The organism is Sphingobacterium sp. JUb56 (assembly GCF_014191365.1).
GTDB classification, from domain to species: domain Bacteria; phylum Bacteroidota; class Bacteroidia; order Sphingobacteriales; family Sphingobacteriaceae; genus Sphingobacterium; species Sphingobacterium anhuiense.
Map to the genome: position 1 here is coordinate 2,091,778 of NZ_JACHWL010000001.1, position 26,348 is coordinate 2,118,125.

Below are 26,348 nucleotides of genomic sequence, written 5' to 3' on the forward strand. Positions count from 1 at the left end.
AGACTTCTAATTTTAAATTAATCAGTAGCCCATATTTATCTTAAAAAGATCAAACAAAAAGGGAGATACCTACGATATCTCCCTTTTATATTATAAAAGGGAGATACCTACGATATCTCCCTTTTATATTATAAAATTTTAAAAAACCTTTATTTAACTACTCCACCACGATCTCATTCATCTTTTCATTACCATAAAAAACAGGGAAATACATCAACTCCGCCTTTGCCGGATTTACCGTATACACCCCCGTGTATCGTGGTAATAACTCAATTTCAAAAGTATGCGCCCCTTTATTCAATTTCGGACAAAAGATAACTACCCGATCCTTGAAATGTTCCCGATGGGCTTCATTTCGGTAATATCCAGGCGATTTACTTTCATAAGTACAACCCGCAGGAATCGGAACTTCAAGCTGGATGTATTCGGCCTCTCCTGACAATAATACAGTAACTTCAATTTTGATCGGTTTACCTTCTTTTAAGGTGGTGACAGTACCATTTGCATCTTTAAATCGAGTAGAAACAGTCAAGCCCTTATTTTTTTCAAGAGCAGGATTGGCATTCCAAAAGTTCTGATATGCCGTCAGAAACAGCGGTCCTGTCCCTTCTTTCCGCACACGAATCTGTTCAGTCGCCGCAAATTTCTGCGTATAAGGAAATGCAGTAATACGCTTATCGTTCACAATTGCTATAGGTGCCCGAAAAGTTTCGCCTTCTTTCAATAAGTCTGGAAGAATACTTCGAATAATCCGTGAAGACTCATAGATATTGCTCCAGTTACCCCGTTGCTTCTGTGCAAAGAAATAATTTCGAATAAGCTCGAGATCCGATTCATGACCCCCGATTGTTTTCAATATTGTATACGCCAATAGCGTATTTTCCGTATGCGTTTCGGTTGGATTCAAAAATATCCTTTCGTTCTTATCAGAAACACCTCCCGAAGTCCAATACATACCACCCAAAATTGTTTTTGAAGCATATTTCAGTACAGTATCTGCGGCATGAGCATCCGGAATCCCCAATTTAGCCATCAACAGATATTTAAGCAACATATCTTTGGTTGATTTACTCTTCAACTTTCCATCAATAGCAAGGAAATAGTGTTTATAATCCGATTTAGGATCCAGTCGGTTTAGGAACATCAATGAATTAAACAGCCCTTCTTTGGCCATATTAAGTTTATCTTTATTCCAAAGAACGTCCAAAGAAGCCAGACTTCTTTTCAAGCTTTCCTCCTCCCGTTCGATATACAACCTTCTCGTCAACCCCGTACGATACCCCGCATCTTCGGCATCCAATAGCACAGAAACGACATAATTACTGATCCATGATACCGTTTCACTTTTATTCCACCAGCCCCAACCTCCAACTGTATTCTTGTTTTTCTGCAATTCTTTCAAAAGGTCAAGGATTTTTTTCTCTTCTTCAAACGGCTTTCCCAAAAGTTTTGTTAACGCTTTCTTAGAAAGTAGCGCACTTAATTTTGATGCCAGCTGTTCGTTGCACAAAAACTTATAAGCATCAATATGTGCTATTTCGCGCTGGATGAATTCCCATGAATTGGCTTCAGCATGAACGGTGATTTCTCCCAGCTCAGGTGATGTTTTTAACTGATATTCTTCCGTTCCATTCAACACCTTAAAATCACCCTGATGCTGCTCCAGTCCTTTTTCAAAAATCGGAATACTTCGTTTCTCCCCATCAAAATAGCCATTAGAAAGACCGATCGCATACGAAAGCAGCAAGCTATCGCCTTTCTCCGCCCGAACAGCAATTGGATCGCGGTATGACTTCGCTATTTTCAAATTCGTTTTTACAGAATCAACCCCATTATAGATCGTCCGTAACACCTCCAGACTATCGCCAAGATAGTTAACCACTCGACCTATTGTGGTAAACCGATCGCCACGAATAGCAAAGCGTGGAGTTGCCAAATGTGCGGAAACAGCTTTAAAGGCTTTAATATTCAGCTCTTTGGTATCTGCAAAATCTTTTACCCCTTTGGCAATAAAGATTGTTCTCCAATTGGTAATATCATCTGGATAAGTGGTCTCAAAACTCGCTTTCCCTGCAGCGTCTGTTTTGAGCTTCGGTTTCCAGAAAGCATCATCATGAAAGTTGACCCGCATCGTATTACCCGATTCGAGATAAGGCATTGAAACATTCGCCTGTGTTGGAACCTCAGTTCCAGTTTTTGTCTGCACCATAATGACGCCATTGGCAGCCCTTACGCCATACAAGGCAATCATGGATTGATCCTTTACCGTATTTACGGAAGCAATTATAGCCGGATCGAAAGAAGCAAGATCACCTTCGAACACCACACCATTCACCAATATCAGCGGTTTTGCACCGGCATCCGTACTTCCATTACCTCGAATCAGGACACCATTCACCTTTCCTTGCAACAAATTTGGCATATTATTGACCGTGACACTTGTAACTGACCCGGTCATACTTACCCTCTTTTGGGTAGCCACACCCATCACAACGACCTCATCCAATTGATTGTCCTGCGCCTTCAACTCAACAAAATAATCCTGCCCCATAGATACCTTGATATCCGAAGGATTATAGCCTATTGCAATGATCTGCAACTGTACTGCTTTTTCATCCGAAAGATCCAATTCGATACTACCATCAAAATTGGAAAAATACTGCTGTTTCGAACCCATATTTTTGACAGCAGCCCCGATCACCGGTGCATCACCATCATAAACCAAAATTCTGACAGAGGAGCTGCTATTACGCTTTGCAATAAATTCAGCCTTGTTTATTTTTAGAACTTGACCATGCCCCTGCTGTTCATAAAGAATAGAATCACGAAGCGGATTCAACACCCTGTTTGCAACGGTTTCATCACGGACCATCTTATAAGCCACTGCAGCATGAGGTGATCGCTGGTTCCATTGAATACCATCTAGTTTCAGGTAGTTTAGTCCATTCGATTTTAACGTTACAGCCAAACTATAGGCCGTCGAATCGTCTTTCACCACATGCAAAATAATATCCCCGAGAGGTAAATTACGCAAGCTATTTTCAGCTCCATAATACAGTCTATAATACCTACGGTCTTCCGCTTTTGCAGGTTCTACGAAAATAAGAGCAGGCTTGACAAGCTTTTGTTCAGCATCCAGACCATAACTTAAATTGAGGTTAAAGGTTGGTTCTTTGGAATCTTTTTTCGCCAAAACAAATTGCGCAACTCCACTATTATTTTGCATGGCCTCCCTAAATTTACTCGCCACATTTTTCTGAATATCACTACGTATCCATAATTTCTTCGTGAAATCCAATTGCGGTTTAAAGTAAGGTGCATCTTTTCGTATATAGTCCGCATCAAAACTTTTCAACTTTTGGTACTGCTGATAAAGTGTATATTGATATCCGCCTTCTATTTCAAAACGTCCAATTGATGTCGTATCCACGATTAATGTTGCTATTTTGGGCACGCCATTATACATTTCGGTACGCGGAAACGGACCTACCAAAACAGGTGCTGACACTTGAGTCCTAAGCCTACTGTTATAGGTCCTGTTCGGAAATGGATTCAGATAAAAAAGATCGCCTGAAGTCTGGATATAAGCCGGCATTTCGATAGACACATTTAGATTTGGCAATTGCCAAGCTCCGAAATTATTGGTTACGGAAATCAACTGTTTTTTGAGTTCCGTGACTTCGGTATCTTTGAGCTTTCCAACATCGTCCTTGGGCAGCATTTTGACCAAGATCTGTCCTTTACCAAGCGTTTCATCAGGGTAGTTGAATCCAAGTGTATCCTGCCCTATATTAAAGGATACGATCATTCTCCGACCTTTTTCAACGCGGAACCCTTTCACCAATACCTCCCTGTCATGTGTTCTGAATCTAAATTCATGCTGTCCCGGATAGATCTCAAAAATATAATCATCATGGTGTTGACTCTGTTTCGCATAAGTCAAAACACCATCTATCCACATCATATGAACCCCTTGTACCAAACCATTTACCACCAGATATGGAGAAATTTGGCTTTTAATTTCCGCGACCGGCTTCGACGCCTGATAATAAACTTTAGGAAATAAAAATTGGTAAAAAGCAATCGTATCAAGCTGCATTTCTTTAGACCATCTCGCCCAGTCCTTTAATGCCTCCTGGTGTCTTACCTGAGCTTCATCCAGATCAAAATTAAAATTCTGGAAAGGTTGAGCATACCGCATGAGTCCGCCAATCTTGACATTTGGAGCACTTGTATTTTTAAATTTTGATGTAAATCCATAAGCCGTAATATCCACATCCGGCACAGGTTTGCCCACTTTATCGGTCACGGACAATTGCACCTCAGCCTTTTGACCAGGATACACCGTTGTCGCTGTATTGACCTCTAAATTCAGATTTTTCTGCATAAAAGGAAGATCTTCCTTTATCACTTTGGCACGGCCTGCAAAAAGATAAGTAATCTGCAGGCTATACCCGTCTTTTTCCCGTTCTGAAAATGCTTCGTTTAATTGAGTCGCATAACCCGACGAAACCATTTTCTTACCTTTCCTAACCTGATACCAAAAAGGAATAGCGGCCGGATTACTCACCGTCAATAAAACCGAATCGGTCGTGCGGTAAAAACGATAACGCAGTTGCTCCTTTTGTTCCTGTTCCAAATCCAAGATTTCAGAAATTCCATTCGTCTCAACTTCTATTTCCGTTGCCTGCCATGCAACCGGTATGATATGCGGTAAACGAACCTGCTCTACGCGCAACATTTCATTGTTTTCACCTAATAATTCGATCTTAGCATCGCTTGATTTTTCAATACCTTTCTCAAAATACTTAATCTCCGCCTGCCCGTCTTTAACGGCGATACGAATTTCTTTTTCCGTATCAAGCAAATTCAGCTGCAGTATTTTTTCATGACGCTCATTGTCCGAACTGAGGTAGGTACCTATAACTTGAAAAGGAAGACCCATGTCTGACGGGAAAATCGAATCTGGCAAAACGATTTCCTTTTCCGCGACTTCAGTAAGAGACACCGTTGTCTGCCACAACGTATCTGGAACAAAATTCACCTGATTCGCCTTCATCTTTCCTGTACGGTAGGAGTTTGGTACAACTTTCAATTCTACTCGACCATCATAAACAGGCATATCATTCTCATTGACAACCTTTAACTTCAGGCGGATACTATCCCCTTTTGCAAAATCCGTGCGATCGGATTTCATGCTAAACGTGAGACTTTTCAATTCATATTCTTCATATCGAAACGACTCTTCAAGCAGCACTTGCTTAGATTTGCTAGACTTCAATAAAACACGGTAATATTTATCAAGGGTAAGTCCCAGTCCTGCATTTAAGTCAAAAGAAAAAGCATACATGCCAGGGCGATAGGGAGCAAGTTTTGTTATGACCGTATCTTTCGCATTGCCCACCACATGAACATCCACCGAATCTAAATTTGGTTTCCATTTACCCTCTTCGAGATAAGCCTTGAATTTCACCTGATCATTGGGCTTATACATCGGCTTATTGAATACCATAAAGCTTTGGTTATCAAAACTTTTTTTCTTACGAAAAATCCTTTTAAATTTATATTTTGTCCGTTTCCAGTTTTTTTTCACACCCTGCCAAAAGGATACTTTTTCTTCATAAGGCCAGTTCTTTTCTACACGTAGATAATGATACACCCCTTTATGCAAGATGCTGACGACATCACCTGTTTTCGAATTTGCAGTATGATAATAGCCCAATTTCCGATCATAAGAGACCCTATTCTTGCCCAAAGAAAGGTGTGCATCGGTTATCATATTACCCAATGAATCGTACAAGCAAACCGCAAATGCTTCGGTCGGAATGACCTTAGCATACAGATCATCAATGATAAATTCATCATATACCAGGTTATTTTCATCAGCACGGACTTCCACATAATTGCCACGTGGCAAATTCAGTTTTTGATTACGATACTTTCCTTTTTGAACAAAATCGGTCAGCATATCTTCGTTAAATTTCACTTCTCCGATATGGATCTTTTTTAAAATCTCGGGGTTTAATTTATAGATATAATAATCCGAAGATTGACGTTGACTATTGAACAGTGCAGACTGCCCAAATAAGGCGATCGAATACAAAAAGGTTAAAATACTAACGATAATTGACTTCCAACTCATAAAAAGGTATTGACTAAATTCCCTTAAAAATAGATAAATTTTCCAAACACACACATTATAATTCATTATACGCACAAATTTTCGTGCAGAGATATCAAAATTTCCCAATAAAACCTGCGTCAGAAGCTATAATCTCGGTGAAAAATTCCTCATCGGGAGGAATATGTTGTACAGCACAAATTCATGTTAGGAGATAATCGCCATCTAAATATTAAAATCAGTGAAATTTAATTTTATTTAGAACAATTCCAGATTAAAACCTATATTTGAACCTATCTATCTAAAACGACTTGCTTAGTGAGCCTTAAACTATTTTTTACAAAAAAAAACAAGCAGAAAAAACCACCTGAACAAATATTTCAGGAGTGGTTCGATGCCTATTGGAATCGACTTGTTGATTTTTGTGAACACCATTGTAATGATGAGCAAATCGCTATGGATATGGTACAGGATATTTTCTGCTCGCTTTGGAAACGTAAAGAAGTGATGGAAGAAATTATTCAGATAGAACACTATCTCTTTCGCGCTGCGCGAATACGGATCAATGATTATTACCGTGAAAAGTATAAGCGCATCGATCAGACACATGAATTGACAGAGACCTTCTGCCACAGCATCAACAACACAGAGGAGACCATCTATTTCAGAGATCTTGATCATTTTGTAGATGGCCTGGTCAACCGACTACCCTGCCGTTGCCGTCAGGTCTATACCCTGAGCCGCAATAGCGGTCTAAGCATACCCGAAATTGCCGAAGCATTGTCTTTGTCCGAAAAGACTGTCGAAGCACATCTCACGAAAGCCCTAAAATTCCTGAGAAATAAGATCGCTACATCAGAACAAAAATAATTTTTTTGTAGACTAAGGGTAAAACAGCTAAACGACGACTGGTATATAAAAATATATGAAAATCGATCATCAGCTCTTAGAAAAATACTGGTCAGGCCAGTGCACACCTGTTGAGAAACAAGCTGTGGAAGCTTGGATGGCTGATGGTATTCCTGAGGAAGAATTTCCACGCAAGAAAAGTAACTATACACCTGAAGAGAAAAAAGCGATCTTATGGCAAAATATTCGCCATCAAGCTGATATCCCCGATACGTTTTCTGCAGAAAAATCAACCCGTAGACGCTGGCCTAAACTCGTCGCAGCAGCCAGTATCGTGAGTATCCTATCCGCAGCTTGGCTCTATCTTCGATCGGATAAAATAACAGCAGAACCGATCGTAACCACCCGCTTTGTACAGATCGAAGTACCTTTTGGAAAAAAACAAAAACTCATCCTCAGCGATGGAACGACCATAAGTCTCAATTCGGGAACAAAATTACGCTATCCCGAAAAATTTGATGCAGCGAAAAGAGAAGTGACCTTAGATGGTGAAGCTTTTTTTGAAGTGAGCAAAGATCCAAAACGACCTTTTATTGTCCAGACTAAAAATACCAGTACCCGCGTACTGGGTACCCGATTCAATTTGCTAAGCCGTCCCGGACAGTCCGATATGCTTACTGTAGAAGAAGGACGAGTACAATTTACCGCAGCAAATTGTCCGGACACCCTTATTTTAAAAGCCAATATGCAAAGTAGTTATGCTGCAGGAAAGATGAAATCAAGTACCGTAAACAGTGAACTGTCGACTGCCTGGATGGAAGGACAACTTATATTCGACAACAAAACCATCAAACAGGTGATTCCGGAACTTGAACGCTGGTATAATGTAAAGATCACCTGTCACAACACAGCAATACTGAATGATCAGGTGAGAGGGAAGTTTAAGCAGGCTTCTTTAGCATCAGTTTTACATGACATCAGTTTTGCAACCTCCATCAAATATACCATCAAAGATAAGGAGGTCAGCTTATATAGATAATCGATCCGCAAAAAATAACCCGGTGTACGCATCGCCAAAATTGTCCACCGGGGGATGAAATTAAATACATTAACTTAATCACATTTGTAAAAATATGAACTTTTTGCTACTTAGCACACCGCTATTTCCCAGAACATGGAAAAAAAATAGCCTTTTATTAGCACTTTCTTTCTCCTGTCTATTGACACAGGCGCAACAGGGTATCCTCCAGACCAAGGTCAGCATCCAAATCAAAAACCAAACGATAGCGCAGGCGCTAGAAAAAATTGAAGAAAAAACAGGCTGTTCATTTATCTACAGTCCGAACCTGATCGATGCACAAAAAAAAGTATCGGTAAACCTGCAAAACGCACGCTTAGAAACAATTTTGCAGGAGATCCTGGGCGATGCTGTAAAACGCGTAGAGACCAATGGAAATCGCATTAATTTACAGCCCTCTTCTGGAAAAGGCAATCTGAACGGACAGGTACACAGCAGCGATGGTCACCCTGCTGGATATGTGAGCATCTCCCTTGCGGGCAGACAAGTCCAGGCCGATGAAAATGGTAAATTTTCGTTCAGTAATATGGAAGCCGGCAACTATACCGTAGAAGCAAAATATGTCGGCTTGCTGACCCAAAAGCAACAGGTACATATTGAAGCAAATAAAACATCTACAGTCAACCTTGTGCTCTATGAAGATGCTACAGCACTACAGGAAGTAGTGGTCAACGGCGAACGTAAAAACCGCTTTGCAAATAAAGAGACCCCTTTTGTAGCCCGTATGCCCCTGCGCAATTTGGAGAATCCGCAGGTCTATCAGGTGGTAACACAGCAGTTGATGAAAGAACAAGTTTCTTATACCATCGCCGAAGCCATGCGGAATGCAGGTGGTACTGTGCCCGTGATCAATCCTTCTGGCGGACTGAGTGCCCATTTAAGAGGATTTAGTACAGGAATTAATGCCCGCAACGGTATGGAGTCCACTTCGGACCGATCTGCGATGGATCTTGCCAATGTAGAACGCATAGAAGTACTTAAAGGTCCATCGGGAACACTATTTGGAGCATCCGTATCTTCATTTGGTGGCGTAGTCAATCTCGTTACGAAAAAACCAATTGAAGCAAAACGTACGGAAGTAAACTACACTATGGGGAGCTATGACTTAAACCGTTTATCCGTAGATCTCAATACGCCATTAAAGGCCGACAAAAGTGTTCTATTTCGTTTGAATACCGCTATCCATAAAGAAAGAAGTTACCTCTCGGATGCTTTTAACAATACCTTTTTAATCGCACCTAGTTTAAGCTATCAGGTCAATGAGAAGCTGACCCTAAACTTAGATGCCGAATACCTAAAGGTTCACAATACACAGCCCAATAATTTTGTTATCCGGGCCAAAGATGTACTTCAACCTAAAGATCTGAAGTTGGATTACCGCAAAAGCTTGTATTATAGCGATGCCGATGTACAAAATAGCGCTTCCCGAATCTTTGCTGAGGCAAAATATAAAATATCGGATAAGTTCCAGTCCACCACCGTGTTCTCGTACGTTTCGGAAAATGTGGACCACAGCTATCAGCGTGTCGTGCTCGTCAGTTCTCCTACAGAGGTTACCAGAGCCGCATCCATATATAAGGATGTCTATAATGGATACGCAAATATTCAGCAAAATATCAATGGCGAATTTAACACAGGAAGTATCAAACATAAATTGCTGGTCGGAGCCAATTATAGAACCCTCAGCAGCAGTTTCCTTTTCGGGGATATACAGCTATTCGACAAAGTAGATGTGACCCAAAAATTCACGCCCCTGTTGAGACAGGAAATCGATAAAAATGCCGAATTTGCACCGTACCCCACTCCTTCGCAACAAACGCTCAGTGCATATGTATCCGATATGATCACCATCGTGCCACGTCTTTCGACCATGCTTTCACTCCGTGTTGATCATTTCAATCGGAACAAAGTGGAAGATGAAGAAGGATTCAAACAAACATCATTAGCGCCTAAATTAGGATTGGTGTACCAGATTCTTCCCGAGCGTATTTCTGCATTTGCCAATTATATGAGTGGTTTCCAAAATGTTGCTCCTGTCATCCAGCCAGATGGAAATCGATTTGTCATAGATCCAATATTTGCCAATCAAGCAGAGGGTGGAATAAAATCGGAGCTTTTTCATAAAAAATTAAGTCTGACGGCCAGCTATTATTATATCAAGATTGATAATGCCACCCGTGTCAATGCGGACATGTTTACCGAACAGGATGGAAAGCAGGTGAGCAAAGGTGCAGAGCTGGAGGTCATTGCCAACCCCATCGCAGGACTGAACATCATCGGAAGTTATGCCTATAATGATAATCGCATCATCAAAGCTTCTGATACTGCTGTTGAAGGAAACAAGGCAGAATTTGCGCCTGAAAATGTCGCCAGTTTTTGGGCTTCTTACACTTTCCAAGAAAAAGTAAAAGGTCTCGGTATCGGTGCCGGAGTCAACTATGTTGATAAAATGTACCGCGCTTCGACAAATACCTTTTTTATTCCCAGCTATACGCTGGCCAATGCAACTGTGTTTTATAACAAACAAGCTTGGGGAATTCAATTGAAAGCGAACAATATCTTTAATAAAAAATATTGGGACAGCTGGGGCAATTTGCAGGCACCATCCAGTGTGGCGGCAAACCTTTCCTATCGTTTCTAAAAATTGTATAGTAACGAGCAGACCGCTTTTAGCGAGCGGTCTGCTTGATTAGATTGTAAATTGTGCTAAAGAAAATATTACATCAAACACACCTTTGGATGGGTTTACTCTCATCACTTATTGTCTTTATACTGGGCATAACCGGTTGTATATTGGCATTTGTTGATGAAATCAAACCAGTAGTTTATAAAAGTCATTTTTACGTGGAGTCCACGAGTCCAGATCATGAGCGTCAGTCGTTTTCAACCTTATTGGACCACGCAGAACAGCATTGGGGTGCTGAAAAACAGGTCTCGGCCGTAGAAATTGAAAACAATCCACAACGGACCTGGCATTTTAGGGCATATAAAGAAGATGATAACGATGGAATCTGGTACTGGAACGAGAAAAAATACTATGAGTCTCTATTCATCAACCCCTATACCGCAGCAAACGTATACAGTGAAAACGCTGAATTTGAATTTTTCAGGGTGATACTCTACCTCCACTGGTCATTGCTGTTTAAAAATGACATTGGCCAACCCATTGTAGGCACTGCAACGCTATTTTTTGTGCTCTTACTTTTAACAGGTCTATATCTGTGGTGGCCAAAGAACAAAAAAGCAAGACGTGTTCGGTTTTGGTTTCGCTGGAAAAATAAAACCGGCATAAAACGGAAAAATTACGATTTGCATAATATTCTAGGATTCTATTCCTTCACGATCGCTTTAATTCTGGGATTGACCGGTATGATCTGGGCCTTCCCCTGGTTTGATGAGTCGGTACAGCAAGTACTCAATAAAATCGAAAATAAGGCTCCGGAAACAGTTCTGGTGAAACCTATTCAGTCAAAGGCTCATTTGAATACAAATCATTCGGTCTACGATAACATTCTGAACGAAGTAGAGGTAACTTATCCCGATGCACATGCCTATTACTTTTATTTCCCACAGAAGGAAGAAGCACCGTTAAACGTGTATATCCGCTATCAAAAAAGTTATGCCTCTATCATACGACAATACGATGTAAAGAAAGGTTATCTGCAAAAAACAATCGATTTTTCAAGTAAAAATTACGGTGAGAAAATGCGGGCCTTAAATTACGACATCCACTTAGGAAGTATTCTGGGAATCCCGGGAAAGATGCTGGTATTTTTGGCATCGTTGATTGCTGCCAGCCTACCTGTCACCGGTTTCTACATCTGGTACAATCGACGTAAAAAGAAAAAAAAGAAAGCGTAAATAAAGCTTAGCAACCCGTTAATTCTCTTAATGCTAAAAAGGCTTATCCCATCACAGATAAACCTTTTTAGCAATCGTTTCCTTTTATCTGCAACCCCTTATTTAATACTATTTCTGACCTTTCTCTCCTATATAATTCGCGCCAATAACATTATTTAACCAGATTCTTTTGTGCCTGTATATACTCCGACGGTGTCATTTTATATTTTGCCTTAAATACTTTGGTAAAATAATTAGGATTTGAAAATCCGGTCTCATACGCAATTTCCGATATCGAATTACTATTTTTTTCCAATAAATTTGCTGCACGTTCCAACCTTACCGAACGTATAAAATCTACAGGACTCATACCCGAAAATTCAAGCAATCTATTATACAACGATGTTCTACTAATGGACAAGTGACTACTCAACAACTCAACGGAAAGTTGTGGATTATCTAAATTTTCATAAACATATTCAAATACGCTCTGTAAAAACTTCTCCTTTTCTGACATCACCTCAACTTCTGGTGACACAAAAGAGAGCTGCTTACTATAAGTATCTTTAAAAGCTTGATTAAGGAGCAATAAACTATTCACTTTTGCTAATAATGCAGCCATATCAAATGGTTTAGAAATATAATCTACTGCTCCCGACTCTAAACCGCAGACTAAACCATTTTCTACTCTTGAAGCTGTCAATAAGATAATAGGAATATGTTTTGTCCGTTTATCCCGCACCAGCTTTTGAGTCAATTCCATACCGTTCATGATTGGCATCTGCACATCAGAAATAATCATGTCGGGGTGATGAAATAGTGCTTTTTGCCATCCTTCTTGGCCGTTTGACGCTTCGCAAGTTTGATATAAAGGATCGAGCCTACTTTTTAGAAAACCCCGAAAGTCATCGTCATCCTCAATAATCAATACAACGGGTCTCAGACGAATATGCGGATCAACATTATCCTGTTCGACACTTATAACAGTCTGTACAACTTCATCATTAACGACCTCCATTTTTTCTAAAAACAGATCAAAAGAAAAAGCACTTCCAAAGCCTGGTTCACTCTCCACGTAAAGTTTACCACCATACATTTTAACAAATGAATCTGCGATTGACAAACCGATTCCAGATCCTTGATTCAAAATATTACCCTGTGTATCATGCTGGTAGAAACTCTCGAAAATCGCTTCATGCGATTCTTTTGGTATACCGATACCATCATCCTTGATTACCATTTTAACTTTTATTTTATCACCCTCCTCCTGTACTTCCACCGATTTTATATACACAGAAATATGACCTCCCTTTGCAGTAAATTTAAACGCATTGGATAATAAATTAAAGATAATTCGCTCAATTTTATTATGGTCAAAAGCGGTTAGTACATGATCTTCACAAGAAATAAAACGATAGTTGATCTCCTTTTGAATGGCCATATCACTAAAAGAGTCATACATATCTTTTACAAAGGATACTAAATCCCCTTTCGTATTATGCAATCTAATCTCATTTTCTTCCATTTTTCTAAAGTCGAGCAATTGATTAACAAGATTAAGCAACCGGTGGGCATTACGCTTGATAAGCGCGATCTGTTGCGAAGTTTCCTTATCCTTTTCCTTAAGTAGTAGAATATCAATTGGACCTGTAATTAAAGAAATAGGCGTTCGAAATTCATGACTTAAATTCGTCAAAAATTTTATTTTCATCTGATCCAACTGATGGAGATTATCCGCATCTCGACGCTCCTGTTCCAAAACAAACTTTTGTTTTAGTTTCCGCACACCGCGACTCTTTAACCAATATAACCCCGATAAAAACAAAATGCCATAAAACACAAATGCGTAACCTTTTAACCATATAGGAGGTTCAACATAAACAACTATAGATTTGATTTCATCATCCCATATCCCATCGTTATTACTCGCTTTTACTTCAAATGTATATTCTCCTGGATCCAAATTGGTGTAGTAAGCAGCGTGATCTCCATGAGCTTTAATCCAATCCTTATCAAACCCTTTCAAGCGATATTGATATTGATTATCTTCTGATACCGTCAAATTCAATGCAGCAAATGAAATTGAAAAGTTTTGTTTATACTTCAAATTGATCCTTTCTGCCGTTAACAGTGATTCAGATAGTATGCCTTCTTTAGAAGGTTTGATCACCTTATTATCAATCTTTAATTCCGTTAATACAGGTTTGGAAGGATTCGTATTAATTTTTAAATTTTTAGGATAAAAATGATTAAATCCTTCTTGACCACCAAAATATACTTCTCCATCAGGCAGCATAAGACCTGCCCCTATCGCAAATGCCCCCTCCTGTAAGCCAACAGAATAGGCATAATTTTTAAACGTTTTTTGCAAGGGATCATAACAGCTCAAGCCTTTATTCGTACTGAACCACATTTTTCCCGTATTATCTTCAACGATACTCTGTACGACATCATTGATCAAACCTTCCCGTTCGGATAATGTTTTAAACTGCTTATCACCTTTTTGCAGCAACCCGACTCCATTGCCATTTGTACCTGCATACACATTTCCAGCCCGGTCGGTATAGATTGATAGCACATAGTTGTTCGGCAGAGCATTTGCATTTTTGTTATAATACACGGTTTTACGGGTGTATGGATTGTAGACAAAAATACCTGCACCGTAGGTCCCTACCCACATATTACCATCATGATCCTTTCTTAAAGCACGGATAAAATCTGCAGAAGGTGCAATCTCATCCGCTTTGGGGTTGTCAGAACGACGAAATTTTTTAACCGCACCATCTTTAAGTCGAATCACATTGATTCCACCGCCGTTTGTTCCGACCCAGATATCACCATAGATATCTTTCTCTAAACTAAAGACTTCGTTATTATTAAGTTGGTTTTCACCAGGTCCTGTCAGATATTGCGCACGTGATTGTGTTTCTAAATTGAACTTGATCACTCCCTTACCAAAAGTTCCCAGCCATATATCGCCAGGATGATCTCCATTTTTTAATGCTAAAACCGTTAGATTTTGATCTCCAATCGGAATAGCTGTCAGTTTATCCAAGCTACGGTCATACCGATAAAGACCACCTCCATCAGTACCCACCACAACCTGACTCTTAAAAGGTAAAAATGAAGTAATCATACTGACTTCATTCTTTCCATAACTGTCGATCGTTTTAAGGTTAAACTGATTCAGGTTCACATCAAATTTATTTAACCCTCCCTGTACGGTGCCCACCCAATAAATTCCGAATTTATCCAGGTAAATAGAACGGACCGATTTATGGCTTATACTTCTAATATTTCGAGGATCCTTATTAAAAATTTTAAGCTCAAAATTCTCTGTATTCAATACCCCTAATCCATTATCCGTACCAATCCAAAGCCCTCCTTTTGTATCGTTAGCAATACTGTAAATTCGTTTACTCCCTAATTTAGCTCCCCCCGATTCTTGAAACAAAGAAAACTGATCTTCATGATCACCCTTATAAACAAGTCCTTGTAGTGAGGAAACCCAAATACGTTTCTGTTCATCTTCTTCAATGCAGGTCAGTTCCATGAGTTGTTTATCAGATGTCAAAGGATCCTGAGCAGGATAAACTTTACTTTCTTTCAAATTCGATGCAAACTGATATATTCTATTTTCAGCGGCAATCCACATGCGTCCTTGACTGTCTCTAAAAATATATCTGGAGGTCATTTTGAAAAACTTCTTTTCGATATCGGTATAGCGTACGTCAAGTGGTTTGCCAATATCTTTGACATTGATAATAAAGAGTCCACCATATGAACCTACCCAGATATTCCCTGCAATATCCGTATTAATGGTTGTTATTGCGGTACTCAACCATTTACCATCCACATGTTTATCATAACTGACAATTTTATCCAATTTACGGTCATAATAACTTAAGCTTCCGCCATTGGTACCTATCCAAACACGTCCTAGGTTATCCTCACATAAAGCTGTGATATGATTAGATTTCAAACCCGCTTCTACATCGGCATTATAACGATAAACTTTAAACGTGTATCCATCAAATCGATTTAACCCATCTTCAGTTCCAATCCATAAAAAACCATAACTATCTCGATAAGTACTAAAAACAGTATTGGACGATAAACCATTTTTTATCGTATAATGCTCAAACGAATACGGCAGTTCCTGCGCGTTAGCAATAGAGCAGAAAATTAGGGTAATAACAATATTAATTTTACACTTCAATATATTCAACATATTTAGGTTTAATAAGATAATGGTTAAAGGTGTACAACAATACTTTTGAATAGCGGTCACCGTTATCCTAAACTATCAAAAAAAATAGATTATTTGATGATTTAAATCCAATTTTAACATACTTACTCATCATTTGAACATTCTTACCTCAACGAGAATGTTACATCAGCTAGTTTTGAATTAGTAATTATAAACCAACCGTCAAAAATAAATTTCACTACTTGTTATTAGACCTAACCTACCTAATAGCAACTGGAAATTTTATGCATGGCATTTACACAAACCACTTAGATTAAAATAAAATTATGAGCACACAGAACAGTCCCTAAAACCTACTATGATAGATCACTATCACCTTTAATCAATGCGCTACAATGGAGCAAACCGATTTATGATTTCAAACCAATAACTAAACAGTAAAAATTATTATGATGATTAAATATACCATCACACTCATTTGGTATGAGAAAAAACTATGGGGTATTTTCCTGCTCTATACCTCAGCACTTCTGCTCTTATTGCTTGCAACAACATCGCCGCTATATGCACAAGACCTAAGACAAATCCGGGGTACAGTCGTTGACCAAAAGCAACAAGCAGTAGAAAATGCTTCCGTTAAAGTCAAAGAAGGAACAACAGGAATTTCAACAGATATAAATGGCTCTTTCACTATTCAGGTACCCAAAAACAGGAATACCCTGGTTATTACCAAAGTTGGATACCTAAAAACAGAAGTCCAAATTAATAATAAAAATGAATTACAGATCGTACTCAACAGTGCCAATATCGATATTGACGAAATTGTTGTGGTGGGTTACGGCACCCAGAAAAAAGAAACTGTCGTGGGAGCAGTTACACAAACCTCTGGGAAAGTCTTAGAAAGAGCTGGCGGTGTAGCCAGTGTTGGTGCGGCCTTGACCGGTAATGTCCCTGGGGTAGTCACGACAGCAAGTACCGGGATGCCGGGAGAAGAAGATCCACGGATTGTGATTCGCGGACGCAGCACTTGGAACAATACCGATCCATTAACCATGGTAGATGGAGTCGAACGTCCTTTGAGCAGTGTCGATATCAGTTCGATTGAAACCGTATCCGTATTAAAAGATGCAACCGCTACTGCCGTATACGGTGTACGTGGAGCCAACGGAGTCATTCTCATTACCACTAAAAGAGGTAAAGAAGGAAAAGCTTCCGTAAGAGGTACGGTGAATAATATCATAAAAACAGTGTCCCAATTGCCCGGGAAAATGGATTCATATGATGCCATGATACTCCGCAATCGTGTCATCGAAAACGAATTGGCACTTTCTCCCAATAGTTGGGTTTCATACCAACCTCAAGATCTGATCAATAAATACCGCTTCCCGGCGAATCTGGAAGAAAGAGAGCGGTATGTTAACACCAATTGGGCAGAGGAACTATTCAAGAAACATGCTTTCTCACAAAATAGCAACCTCAATATTGCAGGAGGTACAAATTTTGTAAAATACTTTGCCAGTGCCGATTATTTATACGAAGGCGATATGTTTCGCGAAAATGATAACAATCGCGGTTACAAACCCGGTTATGGTTTTAACCGGTTAAACATGCGGTCTAACTTAGATTTTCAGCTCACGCCAACCACAAAATTTTCAGCAAATCTAGCAGGGTCGCATGGAAGAAGAAAAAGTCCTTGGGGTGGCGGAAATGATTACAGTTACTGGATCGCCGCCTATACCGTACCTCCTGACGTCATTTACCCAAGATACTCCGACGGCACATGGGGATTTTACAAACCTGATTCACAAGTCGGTATAAACTCAGCACAAGCACTCGCAACATCCGGAGTAGAACTGACAACTACGAGTAAAATAACGTCAGATTTTATATTAGAGCAAGATCTCAAAATGTTTGTCGATGGGTTGAAAGTGAGAGGAAGCATATCGCTCGATAATACATTTGTCGAGGCAGGAAGAGGAGTTAACGATCTGTATAATAATGTACAAAGTAAATGGATTGATCCAGAAACAGGACTAGCCGTTTACGGACAAAATATAGATGGCAGCCGTTTTGACTTTGTAGAAGGGATCAACTGGGCTCAACAATCGGGAGCAGTAAATAACGGAATGACCTATAGACGCCTGTTCTACCAGTTGCAATTGGATTATGCAACCCGAATAGCAAACGATCATAACATTACAGCGATGGGTCTATTCAACCGAAATCAATATGCTACAGGAAGTATGCAGCCGTTTTATCGTGAAGACTGGGTATTTCGCACCACCTACAATTACAAAGGAAAGTATATGCTTGATTACAGTGGAGCCTATACCGGATCTGAAAAATTTGCCCGCGGTTACCGATTTGGATTTTTTAATTCTGGAGGTATAGGCTGGTTATTGTCTGAAGAAAATTTCATGAAAAATATTTCCTTTATAGACATGCTGAAACTTCGTGCTTCCTATGGTGATATCGGAGATGACAATGTTAATGGGCGCTATCTGTACTTGACACAATGGTCATATGGCGGTCAGTCTCATATGGGGACTGTTGGAGAGGCTCCAGAGCGCAGTACTTATACTTGGTACAGAGAAAATGAACTGGGTAATCCGAATGTACGTTGGGAAAAAGTAAGAAAATTCAACTTTGGTACCGATTTCTCATTTTTTAAAGGAATTATTTCTGGTCAGGTGAATGTATTCAGCGACAAGCGCACCGATGTGTTGATCACTGGAAATAACCGTGCAATACCCGACTACTTCGGTGTCGCAGCACCAGCAGCCAACTTGGGCATCGTGACCAATAAGGGATATGAAGTAGAGTTAAAAGTCAATAAAGCGATTAATCAAAACTGGCGATTATGGGCTGATATGAACTTTACACATGCCAAAGATAAAGTGATAGAAGGAGACAGTCCCGAATTACTTCCTGATTATCAAAAGCTCAATGACAAGCAGATCAGTCAAACCTATACACATGTCGGTGGCGGATATTACAATACCTGGGATGAATTATATGCCAGTACCATACATGATAATAACGATGGGAATAAACTACCTGGTAACTATCACATACTGGATTACAATGGCGATGGATTGATCGATTCCAAAGATAATATACCCTATGCCTACCCCTCTACTCCTCAGAACACATACAACCTAACGGTCGGATTTGACTGGAAAAACTTCAGCATCATGACACAATGGTATGGTGTCAACAATGTCACCCGTCAGGTCGTATTGAATAGTTTTGAAAGACAGCGCAATTTAGCTTATCACGAAGGATCCTATTGGTCCAAGGAGCAAACAGACGCAGATGTACCTTTACCCCGTTGGCTTGCTACTCCGAGTAACTATACGCCCGGGAGCCGTTTTATGTACGATGGATCTTATATCCGATTAAAGACTGCCGAGATTGCGTACAACTTGAATGCTGAAAACAATTTTATACGTCGTATGGGATTTCAACATATTCGCATCTTTCTCAACGGTCATAACCTTTTATTCTGGTCCAAAATGCCCGATGATCGAGAATCCAATTATGCAGGTACAGGATGGGCTTCACAAGGCGCCTACCCTACCGTCAAACGTTTTAACCTAGGCGCGAACATTACTTTTTAATCGATATGATGATGAAAAAATATTTAAAAATTATTGTTTCTTTTGGTGTTATAGTTTCCTCTTCATACATGAGTTCTTGTAAAAAGTACCTCGACAAAGAAGAACAATCTATTATTTCAGAAAAAGAAGCGTTTAAAAACTTCAATAATTTCCAAGGCTATACTGAAGAGCTATACCATTGTATTGTTAATTTCAGCAATCTCTACTGGACCAATTCCTGGAACTGGGGCGAAGACGAGATTACCTCTACCGCTGGCGATTACCACTTTATCCATAAAATCGATAATGGCAATTTTTGGGCCTGGCAGGCACAGCACGATGGCTGGGGTGCAGGATGGATGGAACAAAATGATTTTACAACGGAATTTATAGGAGGAAACGATCGCAATATCAATAAAGACCTTTGGAATGCTGCTTGGTTCGGCCTTCGAAAAATTAGCATTGGTCTTGAAAATATGGATAAAATGACCGAAGCCACTCAGGAAGAACGGGATCTTATCAAAGGACAATTGCTTTTCTTTAGAGGTTGGTTTCACCATCGGTTGATGGAATATTTCGGCGGTATGCCCTATATTAATAAAGTATTGCCAAGTGATGAAAAACTAACACTTCCACGTCTCAATTACCATGAATGTGCAGATTTGGCCGCTGCAGATTTTCGTGAAGCTGCCAATCTTTTACCCATCAATTGGGATGATACCAATCCCGGAAAGCGGACACTGGGGAAAAACGCGCTGCGCATCAATAAAATAATGGCTTTGGGTTATCTAGGTAAAAATTACCTGTGGGCGGGTAGTCCATTGATGAATTTTACGGTGACCGGTAGCCGCACCTATCAAACCGATTACTGCAAAAAAGCAGCGGAAGCTTTTGGAGAATTGTTATCACTGACCGAAAGTGGACAGGCTCCATATAAATTGGTGGACTTTGAAAATTATCACCTTAATTTCTATACAATAAGTGAAAATTGGGCACTCCCAGGAAGTACTGAAGCTATCTTTAGAGGTCCTTACAATGCGGGCAACAACACCCATTATGGAACCAGTAAGCAGTACATGCCAAGCTTAATCACCGAAGGCGATGCACTGAAATTTGTACCGACAGCCAATTATGTCAATTACTATGGAATGGCTAACGGATTACCGATTAAAGATTTCACACAAGCAGACGCAGAGTCCGGTTATGATCCAGCATACCCTTGGAAAGGACGTGACCCAAGATTTTACAATGATATCGTCTTTGATGGCGTTAAGGTCATAAAAGGAACCATACCTCCCAAGGATAGACCGGAAAATGAATACCGATACGCCCAACTCTATACCAATGGATCTTATCGTAATATTCAGAATGGTAGCCGTACGGGTTATACACTGCGCAAATTTATTCCTTTAACAACAAACGATTATGACAGAGCTTTTGACTACGGATCGAATATGCACATCTATGTTCCCTACATGCGTCTAGCAGATGTCTACCTCATGTATGCCGAAGCTGCAGCCATGGCAAATAATGCCGCTAATGGAAAAGCGACAAATTATAATAAAACTGCGGTAGAAGCAGTCAATATCATTCGTAAACGTGCTGGAGTCGATGCTGTGAACACAAAATTCTTAGCTTCTTCCGATGCCTTTATGAGTGAATTACGCCGCGAAAGAGCAGTTGAACTTGCCTATGAAGGACATCGTTTCAATGATTTGAGAAGATGGTTATTACTTACGGAAAGCCCATACACCCTAAAAACTGCACTTGAATTTGATAGAACGGGGACTTTTAATACAGCTGACCCTACTCAAAACCGTGTGGTAAATATGAAAGAAAAAGTATTAATAGAACGAAAATTTACAAGCAAGCATTACTGGCTTCCCTTAAAAGTATCTGATGTCAGTATGTATCCTGAATTTTCACAAAATCCTGGATGGTAACTCAAATGAGCGATCAATTCATAAAATTATGAGACAATGAAATATAAAAAATTAAAAATAGCATTGTGCCTGAGTATGGTCGGTTTGGGTACGCTTGACGCATCGGCATCTCGCTTATTTCCATATAAAAACAATGCCCCAATATCACCAGCAAGATTCGGATTACAAGATACCCTGCAAACGGATACTACAGCGCTCATACAAGTGGCCTTTCGCAAAGTCAAAAAGCAAAATCTCATGGGCGAAGTCCAAGCGGTTAATCTTGCTCAATTAATGGAAAAAAATTATACAACCTATAGTCTCGAAAATCTCGATGCACTTGTTTCTGGCTATAATGGAAACATATGGGGATCTTCAGGTTATCTGCTGTTAGTGGATGGATTTCCTCGAGATGCCGAAAATGTTATGCCTACAGAAATTGATCAGATCTCCGTACTGAAAGATGCAAATGCGATTGCACTTTATGGTAGCCGTGCAGCAAAGGGTGTTATCTATATGACCACCAAACGTGGAAAAGCAGGTACTCAAAAAATAAACATTCGTACCAATGCAGGGATCAATACCCCCATCAGTTATCCTAAATATCTCGGTTCTGCTGAATATATGACCCTCTATAATGAAGCTAGACGCAACGACGGACTTCCTAATCTATACACACAGGAGAATATTTATAAGCATAGCACGGGAGAGAATCCTTATCGCTACCCGAATGTAGATTATTATTCTTCAGACTACATTAAAAAGAGTTACAATAGATACGATGCCACAGCAGAAGTCTCCGGAGGTAACGAACGGACACAATATTATACCAATTTTGGATTTTGGTCTGCGGGATCATTATTAAACTTTGGTGAGGCAGTAGACAACAACAGCTCCAATCGCTTTAATATGCGCGGCAATATTGATGTAAAGTTAAACAAAGTCATCTCATTAAATGTAGACGCAGCAGCGAGCTTCTATACTTCCAAGGGTGTCAATGCAGATTATTGGGCTGCTGCCGCAACAGGGAGACCACACCGCTTTTCTCCACTCGTACCGATCAGCATGATTGAAGAAAACGACGAAAACTCCTTAATTTTTGTCAACAACAGTAACTTTCTTGTAGATGACAAATACTTATTAGGCGGTAGTCAATTGGATCAGACAAACGCATTTGCCAATATCTATGCAGGCGGAAGTAATAGACACTTAAACCGACAATTTCAGTTTAATACGGGGTTGAATTTTAATCTAAATGATGTACTGGAAGGTTTAACATTTAATACGGCAATGGCTATTGATTATCAAAATCAGTATAATCAATCGTATAATAATAATTATGCCGTATACCAAGCCAACTGGAACAACTATAATGGTACCGATCTCATCAGTAGTCTTACCAAATATGGTGACGACCGTATTTCGGGAGTACAGAATATAGGCGGAAGTGCATACAGACAAACTTTAGGTTTTACAGCGCAATTAAACTATGCACGTACATTTAACGAGCAACATCATGTGTCTGCAATCGTATTGGCCAATGCATTTCAGATTGGACAGTCTGAGGCTTATCACAAGCAAAGCAATGCTAACCTAGGTTTGCAGCTCGGATACCATTTTGAAAATAAATACTATGTCGATTTCAGTGCTGCTTTGCCACATTCTGCTAAATTACCAGAAGCCAAACGTAAAGCCATTTCACCAACTTTATCGATGGCATGGCGCATAAGTGAAGAAGAATTCATGAAGGACAACACTGTTTTTAACAACTTAAAATTAAAGGCATCTGCTGGTATTATCAATACCGACCTCGATATAGAGGATTATTATTTATATAAAGGATATTACACCTATAATAATGCGGCATGGTACAGTTGGAGTGATGGCCAACTGGTACACACTTTTGATCGTTTCAGAGGTGAAAATATGGATATGCGCTATCCACAACGTAGGGAGATCACCTTTGGCATAGAAGCCGGCCTATACAATAACTTGGTGACATTTAATGCTTCTTATTTTTACAACCAGATGCATGGGATGCTGGTACAGCCAAATACACTGTATCCGATGTACTTTATGTCCTATTGGCCGACCTACTCAGAATTACCATTTATAAATTATAATGTAGATGAGCGTCAGGGGATAGATTTTGGATTAAATATCAATAAAACATTTAACAATAGTTTTCTTTCATTAGGAGTAACGGGTCTTTATTATGACACGAAAGCAGTAAAACGCGATGAATTGTTTGAAAGTGCATATCAAAACCGTGCTAATAAACCTTTAGATGCGATCTGGGGACTTCAAAATGACGGATTTTACCGAGACCAAACAGAAATAGACCAAGCACCTTTAACCGCTTTTGGAGAAGTTAAACCTGGAGATATTAAGTATAAGGATCAAAATGGCGACGGTATTATTGATACACGCGACGAAGTTTATTTAGGTAAAGCCGGTTGGGCAGGAGCTCCATTTTCACTGGGTTTTAATATCACTGCTAAATGGAAAAATGTAACATTATTTGCTGTTGCAACTGCAAGATACGGTGCATATGAAATGAAAAACAGCTCTTATTTCTGGATGAAGGGCGAAGATAAATACTCCATTATAGCACGTGGTCGTTGGACGGAAGAAAATAAAGAAACTGCCACATATCCACGTTTAACAACTGGCAACAGCGACAACAATTTCCGAAGTTCAGATTTCTGGATGTATAAAACCAATCGATTTGACCTCTCCAAGGTTCAGATCTCCTATGATTTTCCAACAAGTATTCTAGGAAAAGGTATTGTTAAAGAACTTGGTATCTATACAAATGGCTTCAACTTGATGACCCTTTCTAAAGAAAAAGAAACGATGCAACTCAACGTAGGTGGTACACCAAGAACAAGATTTTTCAATTTTGGTGTAAAGGCCCTATTCTAAATTATCAATGAAAAATAATTGACATGAAAAAAATAATATTCATATTCAGCATTGCCTCTGCCCTCTCACTCACGTCCTGTGAAGATATGTTTGAGCCTGCTATCGAAAATATATTAGATATTGAGACCGCATACGATAGGCCTTTGTACGCACAGGGATTATTATTAAATGGTTATACAAGAGTACCTACAAACAGTTGGTCATTTAACGATGTGGCCACAGACGATGCCGTTACTAATGAAAGAATTAACGATTATCAAAAAATAGCTACCGGGCAATGGACTGCCATCAACAATCCGTTTGATCAATGGCGGAATAGCAAATCAGCAATACAGTATATCAACAACTTCTTAGCACTAACGGATAAAGTCAGTTGGGCCTCTACAGAGCAGGTCACGGCTATGTTCAATGATCGGATGAAAGGTGAAGCATACGGTCTCCGCGCCTTATTTATGTTTCATCTGCTTCAATCCCATGCCGGGAAAACGAGCAGTGGCGAACTTATGGGCGTCCCCATCATACTTGAGCATGAGGTATTAACATCTGATTTCAATCATAAAAGGGCCACTTTTGAAGCCTGTATGCAACAAATTTATGCTGATATTCAAAAGGCCGAGGACTTATTACCCTTAGACTATGAAGATATTTCATCAGATAGTCAGGTTCCTGCAAAATATCAAGCATTAGCCATCAAAATGGATGATTATAATCGTGTGTTCGGTACACATTTCCGGTTACGAATGACAAAAAGGATAGCACAAGCCATCAAAGCCAAAGCTGCACTTATGGCCGCTAGTCCTGCATTTTCAAATGGCAACAGCACGACATGGGCTGATGCCGCAAACTATGCAGGTCTAGTCATCCAGCAAAAAGGAGGTGTATCTGGTATAGACCCTCAAGGCGCATTATTTTATCAGCAAAATAGCGTGAATGCCATGAACGAAGGACGCAATACCTCGGAAGTATTATGGCGTGTAGACCGTGGTGATCCTTCATCAAATTTGGAAGCGGAACAATTCCCTCCTACATTGTTTGGACGTGGGCGGATTAATCCCTCCCAAAATCTGGTCGACGCGTTTCCAATGGCCAACGGTTATCCAGTGTCCGATATTGCAAATAGTGGATTCAATGCTCAAGCCCCTTACGAAAATCGTGACCCTAGGCTTAAACAGTATATTTTAGTCAATGGCGGTACTGCCGGAGTTAATAATACGGCAATCAATACAACTGTCAACAGTCCAACCAATGATGGGTTAAATAAAGTAGAAACTTCCACCCGAACAGGATATTATTTACGCAAACTTTTACGTCAGGACGTCAATCTCAACCCTTCCTCTACATCAGGGCAATATCACATCACACCGCGATTGCGTATGACGGAGATATATCTTGCGTATGCCGAAGCGGCCAATGAAGCTTGGGGACCTACGGGTACGGGGACACAATCATTTTCGGCTTACGATATCATTAAAGCAATCCGGACACGTGCCGGTGTGGGGACAACCAATGGAGATCCTTACCTCAATCAGGTCAAAAACAATAAAGAGCTGATGCGCGAGCTCATCAGAAATGAAAGAAGGTTAGAATTATGTTTTGAAGGTTTTCGTTTTTGGGATATCAGAAGATGGAATAAAAATCTCACTGAAGCGGCCCGCGGTGTCAGTATTCAAAATAATAGCTATACGATTTTCAATGTTGAAAACCGGGTGTACGAACCTTATATGCAATACGGTCCTATTCCCTACAGTGAAATCCTAAAATACAGTAACCTTGAACAAAACATGGGGTGGTAAAACATTTTTAA

The 26,348-nt window shown here is 39.8% G+C and carries 10 protein-coding genes; 8 read left to right on the forward strand and 2 right to left on the reverse strand.

Annotated elements, in window-relative coordinates:
- Positions 1 to 157 precede the first annotated feature (157 nt).
- Positions 158 to 6,142, reverse strand: a complete 5,985-nt coding sequence (locus FHR29_RS08730) for an alpha-2-macroglobulin family protein (protein WP_183913862.1) — start codon at positions 6,140 to 6,142, stop codon at positions 158 to 160.
- A gap of 297 nt (positions 6,143 to 6,439) precedes the next feature.
- Here FHR29_RS08730 and FHR29_RS08735 point away from each other — a divergent pair, with 297 nt between their 5' ends.
- From FHR29_RS08735 to FHR29_RS08750, 4 genes are all read left to right on the forward strand, one after another.
- Positions 6,440 to 6,991 (forward strand): RNA polymerase sigma-70 factor, encoded by a 552-nt coding sequence (locus FHR29_RS08735; RefSeq protein ID WP_183913864.1) that lies wholly within the window; start codon positions 6,440 to 6,442, stop codon positions 6,989 to 6,991.
- A 55-nt stretch (positions 6,992 to 7,046) separates the two neighbouring features.
- Positions 7,047 to 8,009 (forward strand): FecR family protein, encoded by a 963-nt coding sequence (locus FHR29_RS08740; protein ID WP_183913866.1) that lies wholly within the window; start codon positions 7,047 to 7,049, stop codon positions 8,007 to 8,009.
- Positions 8,010 to 8,103: 94 nt separating this feature from the next.
- Positions 8,104 to 10,689 carry a TonB-dependent receptor gene (locus FHR29_RS08745; protein ID WP_183913868.1) on the forward strand — a complete coding sequence of 862 codons (2,586 nt, stop codon included), beginning with the start codon at positions 8,104 to 8,106 and terminating at the stop codon, positions 10,687 to 10,689.
- Positions 10,690 to 10,751: 62 nt separating this feature from the next.
- A complete protein-coding gene (locus FHR29_RS08750; protein ID WP_183913870.1) occupies positions 10,752 to 11,909 on the forward strand; it encodes a PepSY domain-containing protein in 1,158 nt (385 codons plus the stop codon).
- A 151-nt stretch (positions 11,910 to 12,060) separates the two neighbouring features.
- On the opposite strand, the gene FHR29_RS08755 is transcribed toward FHR29_RS08750, so the two are convergent.
- Positions 12,061 to 16,119 carry a two-component regulator propeller domain-containing protein gene (locus tag FHR29_RS08755; protein WP_183913872.1) on the reverse strand — a complete coding sequence of 1,353 codons (4,059 nt, stop codon included), beginning with the start codon at positions 16,117 to 16,119 and terminating at the stop codon, positions 12,061 to 12,063.
- Positions 16,120 to 16,547: 428 nt separating this feature from the next.
- On the opposite strand from FHR29_RS08755, the gene FHR29_RS08760 reads away from it, so the two are divergent.
- From FHR29_RS08760 to FHR29_RS08775, 4 genes are read left to right on the forward strand one after another with little or no spacing between them, the layout of a single operon-like run.
- Positions 16,548 to 19,718 (forward strand): SusC/RagA family TonB-linked outer membrane protein, encoded by a 3,171-nt coding sequence (locus tag FHR29_RS08760; protein ID WP_221197827.1) that lies wholly within the window; start codon positions 16,548 to 16,550, stop codon positions 19,716 to 19,718.
- A 5-nt stretch (positions 19,719 to 19,723) separates the two neighbouring features.
- Positions 19,724 to 21,640 (forward strand): RagB/SusD family nutrient uptake outer membrane protein, encoded by a 1,917-nt coding sequence (locus FHR29_RS08765; RefSeq protein WP_260291986.1) that lies wholly within the window; start codon positions 19,724 to 19,726, stop codon positions 21,638 to 21,640.
- 36 nt (positions 21,641 to 21,676) lie between these two features.
- Positions 21,677 to 24,544: a SusC/RagA family TonB-linked outer membrane protein gene (locus FHR29_RS08770; protein ID WP_183913874.1), complete on the forward strand. Its 2,868-nt coding sequence runs from the start codon at positions 21,677 to 21,679 to the stop codon at positions 24,542 to 24,544.
- Positions 24,545 to 24,567: 23 nt separating this feature from the next.
- The gene (locus FHR29_RS08775; RefSeq protein WP_183913876.1) at positions 24,568 to 26,337 is read left to right on the forward strand and encodes a RagB/SusD family nutrient uptake outer membrane protein; all 1,770 of its coding nucleotides are present in this window, start codon (positions 24,568 to 24,570) and stop codon (positions 26,335 to 26,337) included.
- Positions 26,338 to 26,348: the final 11 nt, after the last annotated feature.

Excerpts from the sequence above, each read along its gene's own strand:
- FHR29_RS08730 (WP_183913862.1), bottom strand. The coding sequence starts at position 6,142 with ATGAGTTGGAAGTCAATTATCGTTAGTATTTTAACCTTTTTGTATTCG.
- FHR29_RS08740 (WP_183913866.1), top strand. The coding sequence starts at position 7,047 with ATGAAAATCGATCATCAGCTCTTAGAAAAATACTGGTCAGGCCAGTGC.
- FHR29_RS08745 (WP_183913868.1), top strand. The coding sequence starts at position 8,104 with ATGAACTTTTTGCTACTTAGCACACCGCTATTTCCCAGAACATGGAAA.
- FHR29_RS08755 (WP_183913872.1), bottom strand. The coding sequence starts at position 16,119 with ATGTTGAATATATTGAAGTGTAAAATTAATATTGTTATTACCCTAATT.
- FHR29_RS08760 (WP_221197827.1), top strand. The coding sequence starts at position 16,548 with ATGATGATTAAATATACCATCACACTCATTTGGTATGAGAAAAAACTA.
- FHR29_RS08765 (WP_260291986.1), top strand. The coding sequence starts at position 19,724 with ATGATGATGAAAAAATATTTAAAAATTATTGTTTCTTTTGGTGTTATA.
- FHR29_RS08770 (WP_183913874.1), top strand. The coding sequence starts at position 21,677 with ATGAAATATAAAAAATTAAAAATAGCATTGTGCCTGAGTATGGTCGGT.
- FHR29_RS08775 (WP_183913876.1), top strand. The coding sequence starts at position 24,568 with ATGAAAAAAATAATATTCATATTCAGCATTGCCTCTGCCCTCTCACTC.